This window comes from Chryseobacterium kimseyorum (genome assembly GCF_025971945.1).
GTDB lineage: Bacteria > Bacteroidota > Bacteroidia > Flavobacteriales > Weeksellaceae > Chryseobacterium > Chryseobacterium kimseyorum.
Window position 1 is genome coordinate 94,920 of sequence record NZ_JAPDHW010000005.1, and the last position, 17,108, is coordinate 112,027.

The 17,108-nt window shown below is 36.5% G+C and carries 12 protein-coding genes; 8 read left to right on the forward strand and 4 right to left on the reverse strand.

Annotated features, from left to right (window positions below):
- The first annotated feature begins 95 nt into the window (after positions 1-95).
- The 3 genes from OMO38_RS08560 (at position 96) to OMO38_RS08570 (ending at position 3,163) form a co-directional block, all read left to right on the forward strand.
- Positions 96-1,178, forward strand: a complete 1,083-nt coding sequence (locus OMO38_RS08560) for a hypothetical protein (RefSeq protein ID WP_264749783.1) — start codon at positions 96-98, stop codon at positions 1,176-1,178.
- Position 1,179: 1 nt separating this feature from the next.
- A complete protein-coding gene (locus tag OMO38_RS08565) occupies positions 1,180-1,566 on the forward strand; it encodes a DUF423 domain-containing protein (RefSeq protein WP_264749784.1) in 387 nt (128 codons plus the stop codon).
- A 319-nt stretch (positions 1,567-1,885) separates the two neighbouring features.
- A complete protein-coding gene (locus tag OMO38_RS08570) occupies positions 1,886-3,163 on the forward strand; it encodes a chloride channel protein (RefSeq protein WP_264749785.1) in 1,278 nt (425 codons plus the stop codon).
- Positions 3,164-3,412: 249 nt separating this feature from the next.
- Here OMO38_RS08570 and OMO38_RS08575 read toward each other — a convergent pair whose 3' ends face one another.
- From OMO38_RS08575 to OMO38_RS08585, 3 genes are read right to left on the reverse strand one after another with little or no spacing between them, the layout of a single operon-like run.
- Positions 3,413-4,816, reverse strand: a complete 1,404-nt coding sequence (locus tag OMO38_RS08575; protein ID WP_264749786.1) for a TolC family protein — start codon at positions 4,814-4,816, stop codon at positions 3,413-3,415.
- Positions 4,800-6,113 carry an HlyD family secretion protein gene (locus OMO38_RS08580; protein WP_264749787.1) on the reverse strand — a complete coding sequence of 438 codons (1,314 nt, stop codon included), beginning with the start codon at positions 6,111-6,113 and terminating at the stop codon, positions 4,800-4,802. Before OMO38_RS08580 ends, OMO38_RS08575 begins: the two co-directional genes overlap by 17 nt.
- A gap of 16 nt (positions 6,114-6,129) precedes the next feature.
- A complete protein-coding gene (locus OMO38_RS08585) occupies positions 6,130-7,794 on the reverse strand; it encodes a peptidase domain-containing ABC transporter (protein WP_264749788.1) in 1,665 nt (554 codons plus the stop codon).
- 376 nt (positions 7,795-8,170) lie between these two features.
- On the opposite strand from OMO38_RS08585, the gene sucC reads away from it, so the two are divergent.
- From sucC to recA, 5 genes are all read left to right on the forward strand, one after another.
- Positions 8,171-9,361, forward strand: coding sequence for an ADP-forming succinate--CoA ligase subunit beta (sucC, locus tag OMO38_RS08590; RefSeq protein WP_264749789.1), 1,191 nt, complete (start codon positions 8,171-8,173; stop codon positions 9,359-9,361).
- 193 nt (positions 9,362-9,554) lie between these two features.
- Positions 9,555-10,004, forward strand: a complete 450-nt coding sequence (locus OMO38_RS08595) for a hypothetical protein (RefSeq protein ID WP_264749790.1) — start codon at positions 9,555-9,557, stop codon at positions 10,002-10,004.
- Between the two features lie 18 nt (positions 10,005-10,022).
- Entirely contained in the window at positions 10,023-12,203 is a 2,181-nt protein-coding gene (locus OMO38_RS08600) for a reprolysin-like metallopeptidase (protein ID WP_264749791.1), read from the forward strand.
- 127 nt (positions 12,204-12,330) lie between these two features.
- On the forward strand, positions 12,331-13,530 hold the full coding sequence (locus tag OMO38_RS08605; protein WP_264749792.1) for an oxygenase MpaB family protein: 1,200 nt from the start codon (positions 12,331-12,333) through the stop codon (positions 13,528-13,530).
- Between the two features lie 339 nt (positions 13,531-13,869).
- Positions 13,870-14,877, forward strand: coding sequence for a recombinase RecA (recA, locus tag OMO38_RS08610; protein WP_056034424.1), 1,008 nt, complete (start codon positions 13,870-13,872; stop codon positions 14,875-14,877).
- Positions 14,878-14,946: 69 nt separating this feature from the next.
- Here recA and OMO38_RS08615 read toward each other — a convergent pair whose 3' ends face one another.
- Positions 14,947-16,368, reverse strand: a complete 1,422-nt coding sequence (locus OMO38_RS08615; protein ID WP_264749793.1) for a tetratricopeptide repeat protein — start codon at positions 16,366-16,368, stop codon at positions 14,947-14,949.
- Between the last annotated feature and the right edge of the window lie 740 nt (positions 16,369-17,108).

A 17,108-nucleotide genomic window follows, 5' to 3' on the forward strand; every position in this document is an offset into this window, starting at 1 on the left:
TTTCAGCGGTCACGCAGATTCTCTGTCTTTTTCATTGTTCTTGGAATTCTGACTTTAATCAGCGGAATTATTTTAATGTATCTCAAATCTAAACAATGAAAAAAATCTCTCTGTTTTTTATTTTGATCTCCGCCGTATGTTTTGCACAGCAACAAAATATTACGGTAAATGATTTGAAACCCAAAACTGAAAATTTTAATTTTCCAACAGTTTCAATTGATTCGAAACCTTTAGTTGCAAGAAAAATCAATACTTTTTTACAGGTAAACGAATTGGAATTCATTCCGGGATCAGGAGCAGACCCTTCCCATCTGGCACTCACAGCGACTAACTCGTACAGAAATTATGTCTATTTCTATGAATGGAAGAAGTTAGAAACGCCAAAAAATATTTTAAGTTTAAAAATTGATGGTGAAGCGACGGGAGCTTACCCTGAAGGTTTTACAGATTATAAAAACTTTGATCTTCGGACAGGGAACTATATTAATATTGAGGATTTATTTAATACTATTTCCATCAAATCAGTTGAGAAAACAGTCAATCAAAATGTTGCCGATAAAATTCAGAATTTTTTGAATGAATTAAAAGCAAATCAAGATGATGAACCGGAAAAAAAAGAACAGATCCGGATGTATGAAGAATGTCTGCAGTTTGTACAGGACGGAAGATTGAGCTATACAAAATTTTACTTTGGAAAAGAAGAACTCACTATTGTAAGAGAACGATGCTCAAATCATGCTTTGCTGGCACTGGATGACTTGGGAAGCTATGAAATAAAACTTCCCTATCAGGATATACAGCAATATCTCAGCGTATACGGTAAAAATCTTTTATCCAAATCTGAAAAGGCAGTAACTCAAAATTCAGTTCAAAATAAACTGTTTAAAGGAAAGATCGACGGAAAGTATCCGATTACGGTTTTGATAAATTCTATTAATGAAGATGACTCTTTTTCAGCATCTTATTGGTATGATAAAAATAAAAAACTGATCAACTGGAGAGGAGAATTCGTTCATGACCATTTTTCAATTACAGAGGACGATTATCACAGTGAAGAACTTAAACAATGGATACCGAGAGCCTTCGTAGAAGCAGATTTGAAGGGAAATAAAATCATTGGAACCTGGCAGGATTACAAAACAAAAAAATATTTAAATCTAGAATTAGAAGAATTATAAAATGAAAACAATTACTTTAGTCTTCGGTGCCGCTTTCGGAATGCTTTCCGTTATCTTAGGCGCTTTCGGAGCACACGCTTTAAAGAAAATATTATCTGTGGAAAGACTGGAAAGTTTTGAAACCGGAGTACGATATCAGATGTACGCCGCCTTCTTTTTACTGATTGCCGGCTATATCTTAAAATTTGACACCTCATCTCAAAAATGGATCTCTATTTTAATGATTGCAGGAACTATGCTGTTTTCTTTCAGTATTTACGGTCTGAGTTTACAGGATCATTTTGGTTTAAACCTAAAATTTTTAGGTCCGATTACTCCGCTTGGAGGATTGTTTATGATTTTAGCTTGGTTGATGCTTATTTTTTATTTTGTGAAAAATAGAATTTAACTACTTAATATCTTCGACAGGCTCAGGCTGAAACGTCTTAAGTAACAGTCATTGCCTGTTCAAAAATTATTGAAAAACAAATTTTTATTAAACTTCTTTACCCCAACCCTAAAGGGAGGAAAATTCTCCGAAAATTTCATCAAAATTACACCCTTTAGGGGAAGGGGAAACTAATTTTGATGAAATTTAAACAGGCTCTAAGTATTTGAATTGTCATGCTGAGCCTGTCGAAGCATTCTTAAGTTTGGCGAAATGCCTTTTCGCTAAAAACAAAACACACTTTCAACAAATGATGATCGTAATTTTAAACTAAATTAAAATGAAAATCAACAGACGCCGCCGCTTAATACGAACATTTAACCTTTTGGATCAGCCGATCAGGTTTAATCCGTTCGTATTCAGCCGTACTTTTTTTATGTGGGCAATTACCGGTCTGGTTGGTGGTATTATTGCCGGACTATATTGGATTGTCCTCGAGCATTTCACAGAATTTTTACATCAGTTTCAAGGTTGGATGGTGATTCCGACAATGGCAATCTCTGGCCTTCTGGCGGGTTTGGTCATTCATTTTATTGGTGATCCGGGAGAAATTCACTTAATCGTCAACAACATCAGATTTAATAAAGGAAAACTGGAGCCAAAAAATAATCCTTCCATGATTTTGTCGTCGCTTTTCTGTGTGGCATCAGGCGGAAGTTTGGGTCCGGAAGCACCTTTGGTTCAGGTGACGGGTTCTACGGGAACGTATTTAGGGAAGCTTTTCAGATTGAAAGGTGAAGAATTGCGTTCGTTGAGTATTGCGGGAATGGCTTCAGGCTTTACCGCACTTTTCGGTGCACCACTGGGCGGAAGTCTGTTTTCTCTTGAAATTCTTCATCACAAGCACGCGGTAGAATATTACAAAGCCATAATTCCTGCTTTGGTGGCGAGCTGTTTCAGTTACCTGATGTTTGCTTTGATTATTCATTTGGGAATTGGAGCAACATGGGATCTCAAAGCTTATCATTACACCGGAGTTTACGATTTCCTCTACGCTACCCTTTTTGGAATTGTAGGAACATTATTTGGCTGGATTTTTATTTTTGTGGTTAAATTTTTTAAAAAAGCTTTCGAATACCGAAAATTTCCAATCTACATAAAAACGCTTACAGGTGGAATTTTATTAGGAATTATCGCCTTCTATTTTCCTCTGACAAGATATTTTGGCCATCATGAAGTGAATGAACTGATCAACGGAAACTACAGTCTGAATTTTTTAATTATTATTTTAATCTTTAAAATTTTAGCGATTGCCATTACTGTAACTTCAGGCTGGAGAGGCGGTTTTATTATTCCGCTGTTTTTTGTGGGAACGACTTTAGGATTGATTATTCATCATCTATTCCCAACCGTTGACACCACTTTAGCGATTGTAAGCTGTATGGCGGCCATCAATGCCTGTGTGACAAGAACGCCGATGAGCACAACAATTATTTTGGGAACCTTAACCGGTTTTACCTATTTCGTCCCAATACTTTTTGCGAGTTTAACAGGATATTTTCTGGCTCCTAAAATTCCGTTTATTGGTTCGCAGTCTGAGAAATTAGCTGAAGAGTAAAAAACATTCGGCACAAAAAAAGTTCAGGTTTTGCCTGAACTTTCTTATTCTCCCGCAGATTTCGGAGATTGTGCAGATTTTTTTTATGATCTGCTCAATTTGCAAAATCTGCGTGAGATGGTAAGTTTACAATTAAAGTAAGATTGGTCAGGAAAAATCAATTAGAATTTTGAAGCAGACTTCTGAATGCTAACGTAGCTAGACTCAACTTAAAAAAAATCGCTCAACTTAGTGTTTAATAAGCAAAGTTTATAGCGTGAAATTTTCCTTCATCCACTTGAGTTTATTAAAGCTTTTTAAAAACTTTGTCCGGATAGAGATAAATTTTTCCTGAGCTTCAATCACTTTGTTTTCCCTTGAATTGATTAGGAAAAGTGAACTTTCACCATTGCTGTATCTCATTTCCTCGGCAGAAAGCAGTCGTCTGTAGTTCTGAAGATTATTTCTTGACAGATCGATTTGCGCGTGATAATTCAGAATTTCGTTTTTGTACGTCTCAATTTTCACATCAAGTTCTCTTATTTTCAGGTTCGTATCAATCTGGTTTTGGTTAAGTTTGATCTTCGCCATCTGATAATTGGCTCTTGCAGCTCGCTGAAAAACAGGAATCTCCAGTTTTAAACCATATTGAAAATTGTTATCAAATAGCGGCAGAAAATCTGGACTGTAATTTTCTTTATTGAAAAAATTATAGGTGAAATCAAGTTTTGGAAGGAAGCTTTGCCACTTCAGACGCCTTTCACTTTCGAGAATATTCTGCTTTTGGTCGTAGTACAAAATAGAGAAATGTGAATTGATTGGCCGGGAATCAACCTCGTTGATCAGAAACTCAAAATCAGAATATGCTAAATGTTCTTCAAGACGGTCTGAAGGATAAATCATTTCCGAAAGCTCATACAACTGCTGATTGTCTTTCCACAGATACAGCTGAAGTTGCTGTGTGCTTTTCACAAAACTTAAAAATGCATCTCTCTGCTGAAGTTCGAAACTTTGAAGTTGTGAAAGAGCTTCAATGGTATCAATCGCAGGTTTTTCACCATACTCAAATGTCTTTTTGGTGAAATCCAGTCGGTCTTTATTGATTTCTACGATCTCAGATTTCAATTTATAAATCTCATAATTCTGAACCCAATCCCAGTAGGTATTTTCCGCCTCCAAAAGAAGCTCGTTGGTAAGAACCGCCTGTTCCGCTTCGGTCATTCTCAGTCCAAATCTTGCCTGATCGAGCATTGCTCTTCTTTGATCGTACAAAAGATTTTTAGCTAAAGGAACCGTAATTCCGAATTGATAAAGTCCGCCTTTCGTATCGCTGTTGTTGAGTTTTTGTCCGTCAAGATAATTGTAGCTTCCATGGAGATCGATCCCATACCAGGTTGGAATGCCGAGTTCCAGATTTTTCTGCTCGTAGTATTTTGTTCCGTCGATATTTTTCTCTCCTAATTTCCCAGCTACAACAGGATCAAAATTACCTCTTGCTCTCGTAATTTCGGCTTCGGCCAATCGGTTTTGAAGTTGATATTTTAAGGCTAAAGGATGGTAATTTTTAACCACATTCATAAACTCCGAGGCTGAAATTTTCAATGAATCCTGTGCAAAACTGAAACTGAACAACAGCAGAAAAGCGAGAAGAAAAAATTTATTTTGTCTTTTCATCTTTGGCCGATTTTGCATTCGTTACTTCATAATAATCCGGCGGGAAGCCATTGATGTTTCGCCACAGCTCGTACCAGATCGGCACATTATTTAGGATGGCAATTCCCTGAACTCCGGTTCCCATCTTGATCTTCGGAGGCCATGGTTTTTCATTTTTATCTTCTACAATCAGAGCTTTGAACATTCCGTTTGCACTGATGTTACTTTCTACAGCAACCACCTTTCCTGCAAAAGTTCCGTAGCTTGAATCCGGCCAGCCGGAAAAAACGATTGCGGGAAATCCGTCAAAAATACTCATCACACGCTGTCCTTCTTTGACCAAAGGCAGATCAACGGGTTTAATATAAATTTCTACCGCATAATCTACATTCGTTGGAACGATAGTTCCTATGTTTTCTCCGTCTTTTAAAACTTCACCGATTCCGGCTTTATTCAGCTGAACGATCTGTCCATCCTGAGAAGCGATGATGAAGTATAATCCCTGTCTTGCAATGTAATTTGCTACCTGATTCTGTAGTTTGGCAATCTCTCCGTCACTTCCCTCGATCTGTCCCATACTCTGGAAACGTTCTCCCTCAATTTTACTCAGTTTTTCATTGTAATCTTGAGTCACTGAGTTTTGCTCAATCTGCGTGTTCAGAATTTCCTGCTGAGTTTGCGCTACTTTATTTTCATTTGCTGTTTTCTTGGCAATTGAGTTCTGATAAGAAATACTTCGCTGCTGAAACTGTGTTAAAGAAACCAAGCCTTCATCATACATTTTCTTCTGTCTTGCGTACTGATCTTCTGAAAGCTGAAGCTCATTTTTTGCTGCTTCCAATTCGGCCTGTTCACCGGCAAGTTTGTTGTTCAGCTGGATGATTTTAATTTTTACCTGATTTAATTTTAAATCTCTTGAGGCATTCAAAGCTTCCAATTGGTTTCTTGCAGTTCCCACTTTTGCTTCATAATAATCTCTGACTCCTTTTTTTGCTTCTACCTGCTCCTGAGTTCTCTGCACCAATAAAGGATCAAGATAATCGTCCTTAATTTCTGAAAGCTGTAAAAGCGTGTCGCCTTTTTTTACATAATCTCCATTTTTCACATTCCACTTAATAATTCTTCCGGGAATCGGCGAGTTCAGCTGTTGTGGTCTCTGAGATTGATAGAGTGAAGAAACATTTCCTTTCACTTTTATGTTTTGGGTCCATGGAAGAAAGAGTGTGACAATTCCTCCAACGAAAATAAACAGAAACCAGCGCTTTACTCTCGATTTTTTATGGATGTGATATATTTTATCGTATGACTGTATTTGCATTTTACTGAAAATTAAATTAGATAATTCTTATAGTTCCGTCTTCCAGATGAATGTGCTGATCTGCATTGTAGATCAGATTTTTGTCTGGAGAAACAATAACAATGGTCGTAGTTTTTTTGAGTTCAATTAAATATTCAATCAATTTTTCCTGAAAATGTTCAGACATTCCAGCTAGAGGATTTTCGAGTAAAATCAATCTTTTTTTACCTAAAAGAGAACGGAGCATAAGGATTTTCTTTTTTGAACTGAAGGTCAGCTCAGAATCGGTCTCACTGATTTGTGTAGCAAACCCCTGACTGAAAGCGCTGGAAATACTGTCCGCTCCTATCTTATCTGAAAGTTGAAGAATGCCTTCGGTATTGCTGTTCACATTTCCCAAAAGAATGTTTTCTAAAACGGTTCCCTGAATCACCTTCATGTTTTCAAGATACAATCCGATTTGATTTCTGAATTTTCTTTTGTCTAAATTTTTCAGTGGAATTTTATCAAAAAGAATGGTTCCCGAGCTTGGCTCATAAAACCCGGCCAACATATTAAGAAGAAGAGATTTTCCTGTTCCCATTTTTCCGGTAACCACGATGATACCGTTTTCTCTCAGTTTAAAATCAACATCAGAGAGAATCGCAGGAGTATCGTTAAAAGCAAAATCAACTCCTTTAAATTCGATTTCCATGCCTGTATCTTTCTGCGACAGCTCAATATCACCCTCGTTTTCTTCTTTCAATTCAGTAACCTTCGTCAGTTTAGCATAAGCTGCCACGATATCATAATAACTTTCCAAGCTTACAATCAGTTTTTCAACTGCAGCCATAATAGTCAGTACTACGATTTCTGCAGCAATAAATGCCCCGATATTCAATTGCTGATTGATCATTAAATATGTTCCGATGGTTAAAATCGCTAACGTAATAATGACCTTGAAAGCAATGATTGTTTTAAACTGAAACACCAAAATTTTAAAGTGCTGCGTTCTGTGATCAAGATATTCCATAACCCGAGAATCGGTTCCGTGAAGATTGTTTTCTTCATCAGAGTGCATTTTGAAAGTCTTCACAGAAGCGGCAATATCTTCAAGCCAGGCAGCAGTTTCGTATTTCTTATCACTCTCTTCAATACTTGATTTAATACCGCTTTCCATACTGTACGTGAAAATAAGCACCACTAAAATAACCACTAAGGCTGCAAACGCTAAAAACCATGTGTGATAAAAGGAAAGCAAAAGAATTCCAAAAAGAATCTGAATTAAAGCTGTAGGTATTTCCAGGAGAATTTTTGAGATTCCTTTCTGAAGATTCTGTACATCAAAGAAGCGGTTGACCAACTCGGGAAGGTAATATTTTCTCGTATCGGAGAGGTCTACTTTCGGAAGTTTATCAGCAAATGCCATGGAAAATTCCACAAATATTTTCTGCTGAATCTTTTCGATAATCTGTAAAACTTTCAGTCTGAAATGCCCCACCAGAAACGTTCCCAGAACAACAAAAAAGATAAGGATATAAATGGATGTCGCCATTGTTGCTCCCATCACAAAACTGATAATCGACTGTATCCCCAACGGAATACTTAAAGAGACCAATCCGTTGATGATTGCATAAAAGTAGATATTAGTAACATCTTTTTTTTCTTTGGTAATGTAGCGAAACAGTTTTTTGCTGTATCCGCTTGCGGTAATTAAAGCCATTGTATTACTATTCTAAGTTTAAATTTATAAATAGATGATGGTTTTTTGTGAAATTTGGTGGGTTAATTTTAATAAATGAGATATTAAAAACATTAAAATTCAGCATTTCATTTAAAATCGCAAAGATAATTCAGTCAGAGGTCGATTACAATTTTTAGAATTAGAATTATATTAAAATCTGATTAGAATACCGTAGGTTTTTAGATATTTTCATCATGTAAAAACTATTATACATACATTCGCAATGTCAAATTTTATAAAGATTGAAGTGAATGTGACTGAAATAGTTAAAAGTTCACTATTTTTCTTTTTAACCTTGCTCATTTTTATTAAATTTGTCAATCTTTAAAAATTAAAATATAATAATAAAAATAATATGAATCTTCACGAGTATCAATCAAAAGAGATTTTATCAAAGTACGGAGTAGCAATACAACGTGGTCACGTTGCAAACAACGTAGACGAAGCTGTAGCTGCTGCTGAAAAACTGACTGCTGAAACCGGAGCTCAGGCTTGGGTTGTAAAAGCACAAATTCACGCAGGTGGTCGTGGTAAAGGTGGCGGTGTAAAGTTTTCTCCGAACATGGATAAATTGAAAGAAAACGCTCAAAACATCATCGGAATGCAATTGATTACGCCTCAGACTTCTGCTGAAGGTAAATTGGTAAATTCTGTATTGGTAGCAGAGGATGTATATTATCCTGGAGAATCTGAAACTAAAGAATTTTATGTTTCTATTCTTTTAGACAGAGCCGAAGGTAAAAATACAATCGTATATTCTACTGAAGGTGGTATGGACATTGAGCACGTTGCTGAAGTAACGCCTCACTTGATCCACAACGAATTGATCGATCCTACTTTGGGTCTTCAGGGTTTCCAGGCGAGAAAAATTGCTTTCAACCTAGGTCTTGAAGGAAATGCGTTCAAAGAATTTACAAAATTCATCACTTCTCTATACAATGCGTATGTAGGAATTGATGCTTCTCTTTTCGAAATCAACCCGGTTTTGAAAACTTCTGATAACAGAATTATCGCTGTGGATGCTAAAGTAACTTTGGATGGTAACTCATTATTCCGTCACAAAGATTTGGCTGAATTGAGAGATACAAGAGAAGAAGATCCATTGGATGTTGAAGCTGGTGAAGCTGGTCTTAACTTCGTAAAACTTGACGGTAACGTTGCTTGTATGGTAAACGGAGCTGGTCTTGCAATGGCGACTATGGATATCATCAAATTATCTGGTGGTAACCCTGCAAACTTCCTGGACGTTGGAGGTACTGCAGATGCTGCAAGAGTACAGACTGCTTTCGAAATTATTCTGAGAGATAAGAACGTAAAAGCAATCCTGATCAACATCTTCGGAGGTATCGTAAGATGCGACAGAGTGGCTCAGGGTGTGGTTGATGCTTACCATGCTATGGGAAGCCTTCCGGTTCCATTGATCGTAAGATTACAGGGAACTAACGCTGTTGAAGCTAAAAGATTAATTGACGAGTCTGGTCTTCCGGTACACTCTGCAATTACTTTAGAAGAAGCTGCAAACAAAGTAAAAGAAGTTTTAGCTTAGTCTTAAAACTTTTAAATAAATCTAAACCGTTCCAATATCTGGAGCGGTTTTTTTGTGCTCAGAAAACAAAAATACTTATTCGAATTACAGTAAAGCCAGAGAAATAAAACCTTTTCTTAGCAGTAAATGATTTTTCAAATAAATATAATACAATGTTATAAAAATTTTTAACTTTACAATAATCAAGCTCAAAATGAAGATACATTACTATATTTACCTGTTTTTATTTCTTAATTGCCAATCCCAGACTGCAAACTACAACACTTTGTCTCAAAAGGCAGACATCCAGTTTGAAGATAATTATCACTATCAATATTCATTAACTGAAAAGAATTTTCTGGTTATTGACACTCAGGATAAAATGGATAACATCTATTCCGTTATTCATTCAAAAACAGGAGGCAGAAGGTTAGCGCCGATCCCGACAATCACAGATGAAGAAACTTATATTATTATCAAACCTGCCCTGAAAAATACCAATGATATTTCGGTGGAGAAGGTAACTTTAGAGAAAGAAACACTTTATGTAAAAGTAAAAGCTTTCAACAATCCTAATCTTCTACAAACCAGCCGCACCTCACCCAATATTCTTTTAAAACTTTTAAAAAAAGTATCCCCAAAAAAAATAATCACCCAATATTAATATTTAAAAATTAAGATCATGAAATCAAAATTACTTAGTCTTTCCTGCCTGCTCCTCGCTATTCTCGGCTTTGGGCAGCAAAATTACTGGACAAAACTCAATCGGAACATTACAAGTGAAGTAAGAACGAGATGGACGAATCCAAAAGTTTTTTCTTTATACCAGTTAGATTTAGAGAAAATAAAAAATGATTTAAAAAATGCTCCAAAACGTTTTTCAGGTAACGAAAACCTAATAATTAAATTTCCAGATTCAGATGGAAATGTAAGAAATTATATCGTTCAGGAAGCTTCTGTAATGGAACCTGAACTTCAGGCAAAATTCCCGGAAATCAGAACGTATACCGGTTGGGAAAAGGGTAAACCCGCCAACAGCATCCGTTTCAGTGTGACTCCGGAAACGGGGATCAGCGCCATGTATTTTGATGGTTGGGACGTAAGTTATTTAGACAGCTACACCAAAGATAATTCATCATTTATTCTGTACAAAAGAAAAGATTTACCGAAGAATGACAGACTTTTTGAATGCAATGTTGAAGATATATTAGATAAAAATACCAGTTTAAATACTGTTGCAAAGGCTCCGTTAGTATCCGATGGTTTTTTGAGAACCTACAGACTTGCCTTATCAGCAACAGGAGAATACACAACTTTTCATGGAGGGACCGTTCCGTTAGCGATGGCTGCCATGGTAACGACAATGAACAGAGTAAACGGAATTTATGAAAAAACAATTTCGGTCACCATGGTGATGGTTGCCAACAACAGCTCACTGATCTATGTAAATTCCGCCACAGATCCATTTACAAATGGAAATCCAAACTCGATGATCAGTCAGAATCAAACTAACACAACCTCAATAATCGGTTCAGCCAACTATGACATAGGACATGTTTTTGGAACCAACAGTGGCGGCCTGGCAGGTTTGGGCGTTGTCTGCAACACATCAAATAAAGCACGAGGAGTTACAGGCTCTGGCGCACCTATCGGCGATCCTTTTGATGTAGATTATGTGGCTCATGAAATTGGTCATCAGTTTGGCGCAAACCATACCTTCAGAGATTGTGGCGGTAATGAGAATAATGCAACCGCTTACGAACCCGGAAGTGGTTCGACAATCATGGCTTATGCAGGAATATGTGGTTCTACATTAAACGTACAGAATTTGAGCAGCCCGTACTTTCATGCAGCAAGTGTTGTTGAAATGAATGTTGTTATAAAAAGAGCAAACGACTGTTCTGTAAAAACATCAAATAACAACGGAGTTCCAACAGCTGACGCAGGATCTGATTACACTATTCCTAACGGTACTGCATTTGTTCTAACGGGAACCGGTACTGATCCAAATAATGACCCGCTCACGTATTTATGGGAGCAGTATGATAACACCACAAATACACAACCGCCCGCTGCAACCTCTACAGTTGGGCCGGCATACCGTTCTCAGCTTCCTTCTGTTTCTGCTTCACGATATTTTCCTGTGATGTCATCAGTATTGGTCAATAACCTGATTCCAAAATGGGAGGTGACACCAAGTGTTGCAAGAACACTCAACTTCTCGCTATTGGTCAACGATAATAAAGCTACAGGAAATCAGGCTGCCAATGATGCAATGATTGTTAATGTGACGAATGACGGACCATTCACGGTAACCTCTCAGCCAACCAACACATCGTACAATGCTGCGAACCCAATTACTGTAACCTGGAATGTTGCAGGAACAAATGCGGGAACAATCAACACACAAAACGTAACGATACTGCTTTCAAAAGATAACGGTTTAACCTTTAACACCGTTTTGGCAGCAAGTGTCCCGAACAATGGTTCTGCAATTGTTAATTTACCTAACGAAAATATTTCATCGGCAAGAATTATGGTGAAAGCACTGGGAAATATCTATTTCGCTCTCAATCCTTCTTTTTTCTCAGTAACAAGTTTCCTGGCTACATCTGAAACAGGAACAGCCAGTTTCTCAATCTTCCCTAATCCTGCAAAAGATGAGGTTAATCTAAGACTGAAAAATCAGTCGGACTCGGGAAAATATTCTATGTATGACATGTCTGGTAAATTGGTGAAAGCTGGAGATATTAAAGGCGATACAAAAATCAGAACTGATGAATTTGAAACAGGAAATTATGTAATCACGGTACAGTTACAGAATGGTGAAATTTATAATGAAAAATTAATTATTAAAAAATAACCGTCAATAAGCATCTTAATAAAAGTGGTCTGGAAAATTCCGGCCACTTTTATTTTTGACAAAAATCATAAATTTATGTATAAAGAAAAAAGAACTTTCGGCTCAAAACTTGTACTTTTATAAGCTCATGGAAAGGAAAATTTTACAACCAAGATTTAAAGATTCACAGCATTTTAAAGATTTTTGGACTAAAGGAAACGGTAAACACCTGATTGATTTTTCAGGTGCTGAAGTGGATTTTAAAGACTTCGACAAATTTTCAAAATATTTTTATCACGTTGATGAATTGGGGGACGAAGTTGTAAAAGAAGTGTACTTTACAAAAAAATACAGTGAAGCTTCCAGAGAGATTGAAAACTACATTCGAAATGGAGTTGCAGAGCATGAAGATGTTCCGGAAAGTGTACAAAAACTTTTCAGACAGACGCAGACCGTTCCGGATTGGCTTGATTATAATCTTCTTAAAAGCGGTGCAGAGCTCTGCATGCGCTGTAATCTTGATTCTCTGATTTCGCTTCGGGATTACTGCCTGATTGGCGGTTACGATTACGCTTACCTCAACAAACCGCTAATCGTCACTGAAGCATTAAAAAAAGGAGCTGTAAAAAGACTTTCAGAGACACTGGATTTCTGGGTCAACGTGACCAGATATGACGCTTTAGAAGTTCATAAAAAAGGCTATGAGTTTGCGATTAAAACACGGTTGATTCACTCTTACGCAAGACTTTCCATTAAAAAACATTACAGAAACTGGGATACCGAAAACTGGGGTGAGCCGATTAATTCTTGGGATATGATGGCGACCTACATTGGTTTTAGCCTTGTGTTTATGCACAGTCTGCACAAATTGGGAAACACCATCTCGAAAGAGGAAGAAAAAGGGCATTTCCACCTTTGGAAATACGTTGGTTATCTTTTGGGAATTCCGGAGGAACTTTTGCCAGACAATAAAAAACAGGCAACTGAATATTTCTATTTATGGACTTCCATACAGCCCTCTTCCGATAAAGATTCTGTCCTGCTTGCACATTCGCTGCTGAATGAATCATTGGAAAATCCTATCTTAAAATATAAATTCCAGAGAAGAAACTTGCGCTATTTACACATTTGCTGTACATGGTATCTGTTGGGCGATGATGTCTGCAAAAGACTTCAGATTCCGGATGTTCCGTTCAAAAAAGGATTTCCGGTTACGAAAAGAATGATCAATAAAATATACGATTCTACGGTGAGCCGTGAAGCAAGAATACAGAAAGGAAATAAAGATCAAACAAAAGTTTTGGCAGATTACTTGAGAGTTACCCAAAATTCAAATTTTCATCACTAAAACATTTCATAGTCATATTAGGAGCTTGATCCCGCTTGCACTACTCGCTTTTCTGTGGATTTGGCGGCGGCGTGCCGCCGCCAAATCCACAGAAAGAGCTCAAACAGGCCGTTTAATCGGGGCTAAATAATCACTCCATTTTTGTCCTTCAACCGAATCTCAACCTCCACACAAAGAATTCTTTTTTACAGAAAATCTTTCGTCAAACTACATTCGGTCAATCTCAACTTTAAACTGAAACTTTATCATTTTTTAACGCTAAAAACAATTCCCTGAAACAAATAATATTAGCTTTTGAACTTAAAATTATGTAATTTTGATAAATTATTTTAACGACATATGAGCAACATAGATGATAAGAAAAAAGCACTTGCATTGGTGCTTGACAAGCTAGATAAAACATACGGAAAAGGGACTGTAATGACGTTGGGAGACAGTGCAATTGACACTACCATCGAAGTTATTCCTTCCGGATCATTAGGATTAGACATCGCTTTGGGCGTTGGCGGATATCCAAGAGGAAGAATCATTGAGATCTACGGACCGGAATCTTCAGGTAAAACAACATTAACTTTACACGCAATCGCAGAAGCTCAGAAAGCTGGTGGAATTGCAGCATTTATCGATGCCGAGCACGCTTTCGACAGAGGTTACGCAGGGAAGTTGGGAATCGATCTTGAAAACCTGATTATTTCTCAGCCAGACAACGGTGAACAGGCGTTGGAAATTGCCGACAACCTGATCCGTTCTGGTGCAATTGACATTGTGGTTATTGACTCGGTAGCAGCATTGACTCCAAAAGCAGAGATTGAAGGTGAAATGGGAGATTCTAAAATGGGTCTTCACGCAAGATTGATGTCTCAGGCTTTGAGAAAATTAACGGCAACAATTTCAAGAACAAAATGTACCGTAATCTTCATCAACCAGTTGAGAGAAAAAATCGGTGTAATGTTCGGAAATCCTGAAACAACTACCGGTGGTAATGCATTGAAGTTTTACGCTTCGGTAAGAGTTGATATCAGAAAAGCAAGTGCGCCAATTAAAAATGGTGATGAAGCTGTTGGTAGCCGTGTAAAAGTGAAGATTGTGAAAAACAAAGTAGCTCCACCTTTCAAAATGGCAGAATTTGACATTATGTATGGTGAAGGAGTTTCTAAAACCGGTGAAATCTTAGATACGGCAGTAGATATGGGAATCGTGAAGAAAAGCGGTTCTTGGTTCAGCTACGGCGAAACTAAACTAGGACAGGGTCGTGACGGTGTTAGAGATTTATTGAAAGATAATCCTGAACTGGCAGAAGAACTTGAAAACAAAGTAAAAGAAGAAATCATCAACAAAAAGAATTAATTTTCTTTTGATTGAAATATAAAAGACAGCTGAGAGGCTGTCTTTTTTTTTGATAAGTAATCGAATAATTTAAACCAGATTCTTCAGCCAAAGCTCCATATTTTCCTCAGGCAAAATGCCGAGTTTCTTTCTTAGATTATACTTTCGGCTTCGTACGGTGTTGACAGATTTAAAGGTATAAGTTGCAATATCTTTCGAGTTAAAGCCTAAATAAAAATAAGCCAGAAGCGTGAGTTCTGAAACCCTGAATTTCGGATCGATTTTTAGAAGTTGCGCTATAAATTCGGGATAAACCTCTTTAAAACGTGTGAAAAATTCAACACTGTTGTCTTTGGCAAGCTGAATAACCTCTTCGAAAGACTCATTAATTTTCAGTTTAAGCTCCTGCGTCTGGATCTCATTTTTGGAAATGATTTCCAGCTTTTCTTCCCTGTTGGATTTTGATATTCTCCGTAGTATAAAATAACTCAATAAAAGTATAATGATGAGAACAATGATAATAAGATAGAGATACGTTTTCTCTTTTTTCACTACCTTATCCTTTTCCCTCAAAATCTGTTTTACAGGTGTTTCCTGAATTTTCTTATGCTCAAGAGACAGGCTGTCATTGATCTTCGAATATTTCTCTAAGCTCTTGCCTGCATTTTCATTATCTTTATTAGCTTTATAAACCTCATAGAGTAACTTGTTCGTATCTAAAATATCTTTTGGCTTTTTTAAGTACTCTGATATTTCGAGAGACTGTGTGTAATAAGAGATCGCCCTGTCATAATCCTTTTTCTCAAAATAATATCTTCCGTAATTCCTCAGTAAAATTGATTTTTGAAAAATAGGCAACTTCCCGGCATTGAACAGTTCCTCCCCTTTTTTGAGATAAAATTGAGCAGAATCCAGATTTTTACGATATACTGTAAAATATTTTGCAAGCCTGGAAGCAGAATACGTATCAGGGTTGATTTTGTAGCTATCATGAAGATCAATGTACAAATTATTGAACTGCTTGTTCTCCTCATAGATCGAGCTTCTGAGACCATACAGGTATTGTAGTAATGCAACTTTTGATTTTTCGTCTTTAATATTTTCACTTAAATCAATACTTTTCGTGTAATACTCAATTGCTTTCTGAGTGAAACCTAGAGCATAATAATTTCTACCGTATTCGCCAAGGATTTTAGCTTCGATTTCGGTATTATGGAAATCTTGATTTCCTTTCTCTGCCAGTTCGAGATATTCAATACTTTCTTTCGCCCTTGAAAGATTAGAAAGAACATTCGCCGTCTGAACGTATGCATGAAGCAGTTCCTGCCGATTGCCGCCGTCTTTATTATCCTCTATAAATTTCTTGTATAAAATAAGCGCATCCCCGAACTTACCATCTTTTCTGAGTTGGGAAATTTTACGGTTAAAATCTTCAACCTCTCTCTTCGAATATTGCGAAAAAAAGAATAGAGGAAGAAAAAGGAGAATTGCAAAGATATTTTTACACGTCATTGTTTTCATTTTTAATGCTTCTTGCTCAGCTGACAAGGAGCTTTTTCCCCGAAATAATTGTGTTGAAATATTGTGTTTGAATATTGGCTGCAAATATAAACTATGTCGAATAAGTTATAAATTATTTTGCTTATAACTGTGAAAAACTGACAAAAATCTACGTCAATAAACAATTTGAGAACAACAAAAATAGAACCACAGAAAAATGTATGGTTCACAAATATTCAAATTTAAACTGCGGTTTCGATCCGAATAATTTTACGTGTTTAGTCAAAAACAGATAATGACTGTTAAGTATTTAAAAAATAATCCTGAGATAAAAGTTTAACGTACAGAACGTGTATTTTTTGCCGAATGAAACTTTTAAAATCAAGCATTATTTGATTACAAACATTCTGATTTTCTTATCCTCTCTTAATAACAAAATTTGTTATCGAGAGATGCTCTTTAATTCATGACTGTAGATAATAGCTCTCTTTTTCTTCTTCTAAATAGAAAATAGATAGATAAAAAAAGACACCGAGCATCTTCCTGATTAAGGAGTGTATACTCGGTGTCTTAAAAAATCATTTGTGTTTGTTTGATGAGACAAAGTAAATACAAAATAAAGATACTATAAGAAAAAGCAATGTATTATCTATGTATTAGTTTTATTTAAAATACTATTAATCAATACAGTAAATTTAAATTATACTTAATTTCACAAATGCTTTTCGAGGTTATTGATTATTACCTGAACA

Bases quoted from the DNA above. Each gene is read 5' to 3' on its own strand.
- OMO38_RS08560 (WP_264749783.1), top strand. From the start codon at position 96: ATGAAAAAAATCTCTCTGTTTTTTATTTTGATCTCCGCCGTATGTTTT.
- OMO38_RS08565 (WP_264749784.1), top strand. From the start codon at position 1,180: ATGAAAACAATTACTTTAGTCTTCGGTGCCGCTTTCGGAATGCTTTCC.
- OMO38_RS08570 (WP_264749785.1), top strand. From the start codon at position 1,886: ATGAAAATCAACAGACGCCGCCGCTTAATACGAACATTTAACCTTTTG.
- OMO38_RS08575 (WP_264749786.1), bottom strand. From the start codon at position 4,816: ATGAAAAGACAAAATAAATTTTTTCTTCTCGCTTTTCTGCTGTTGTTC.
- OMO38_RS08580 (WP_264749787.1), bottom strand. From the start codon at position 6,113: ATGCAAATACAGTCATACGATAAAATATATCACATCCATAAAAAATCG.
- OMO38_RS08585 (WP_264749788.1), bottom strand. From the start codon at position 7,794: ATGGCTTTAATTACCGCAAGCGGATACAGCAAAAAACTGTTTCGCTAC.
- sucC (WP_264749789.1), top strand. From the start codon at position 8,171: ATGAATCTTCACGAGTATCAATCAAAAGAGATTTTATCAAAGTACGGA.
- OMO38_RS08595 (WP_264749790.1), top strand. From the start codon at position 9,555: ATGAAGATACATTACTATATTTACCTGTTTTTATTTCTTAATTGCCAA.
- OMO38_RS08600 (WP_264749791.1), top strand. From the start codon at position 10,023: ATGAAATCAAAATTACTTAGTCTTTCCTGCCTGCTCCTCGCTATTCTC.
- OMO38_RS08605 (WP_264749792.1), top strand. From the start codon at position 12,331: ATGGAAAGGAAAATTTTACAACCAAGATTTAAAGATTCACAGCATTTT.
- recA (WP_056034424.1), top strand. From the start codon at position 13,870: ATGAGCAACATAGATGATAAGAAAAAAGCACTTGCATTGGTGCTTGAC.
- OMO38_RS08615 (WP_264749793.1), bottom strand. From the start codon at position 16,368: ATGACGTGTAAAAATATCTTTGCAATTCTCCTTTTTCTTCCTCTATTC.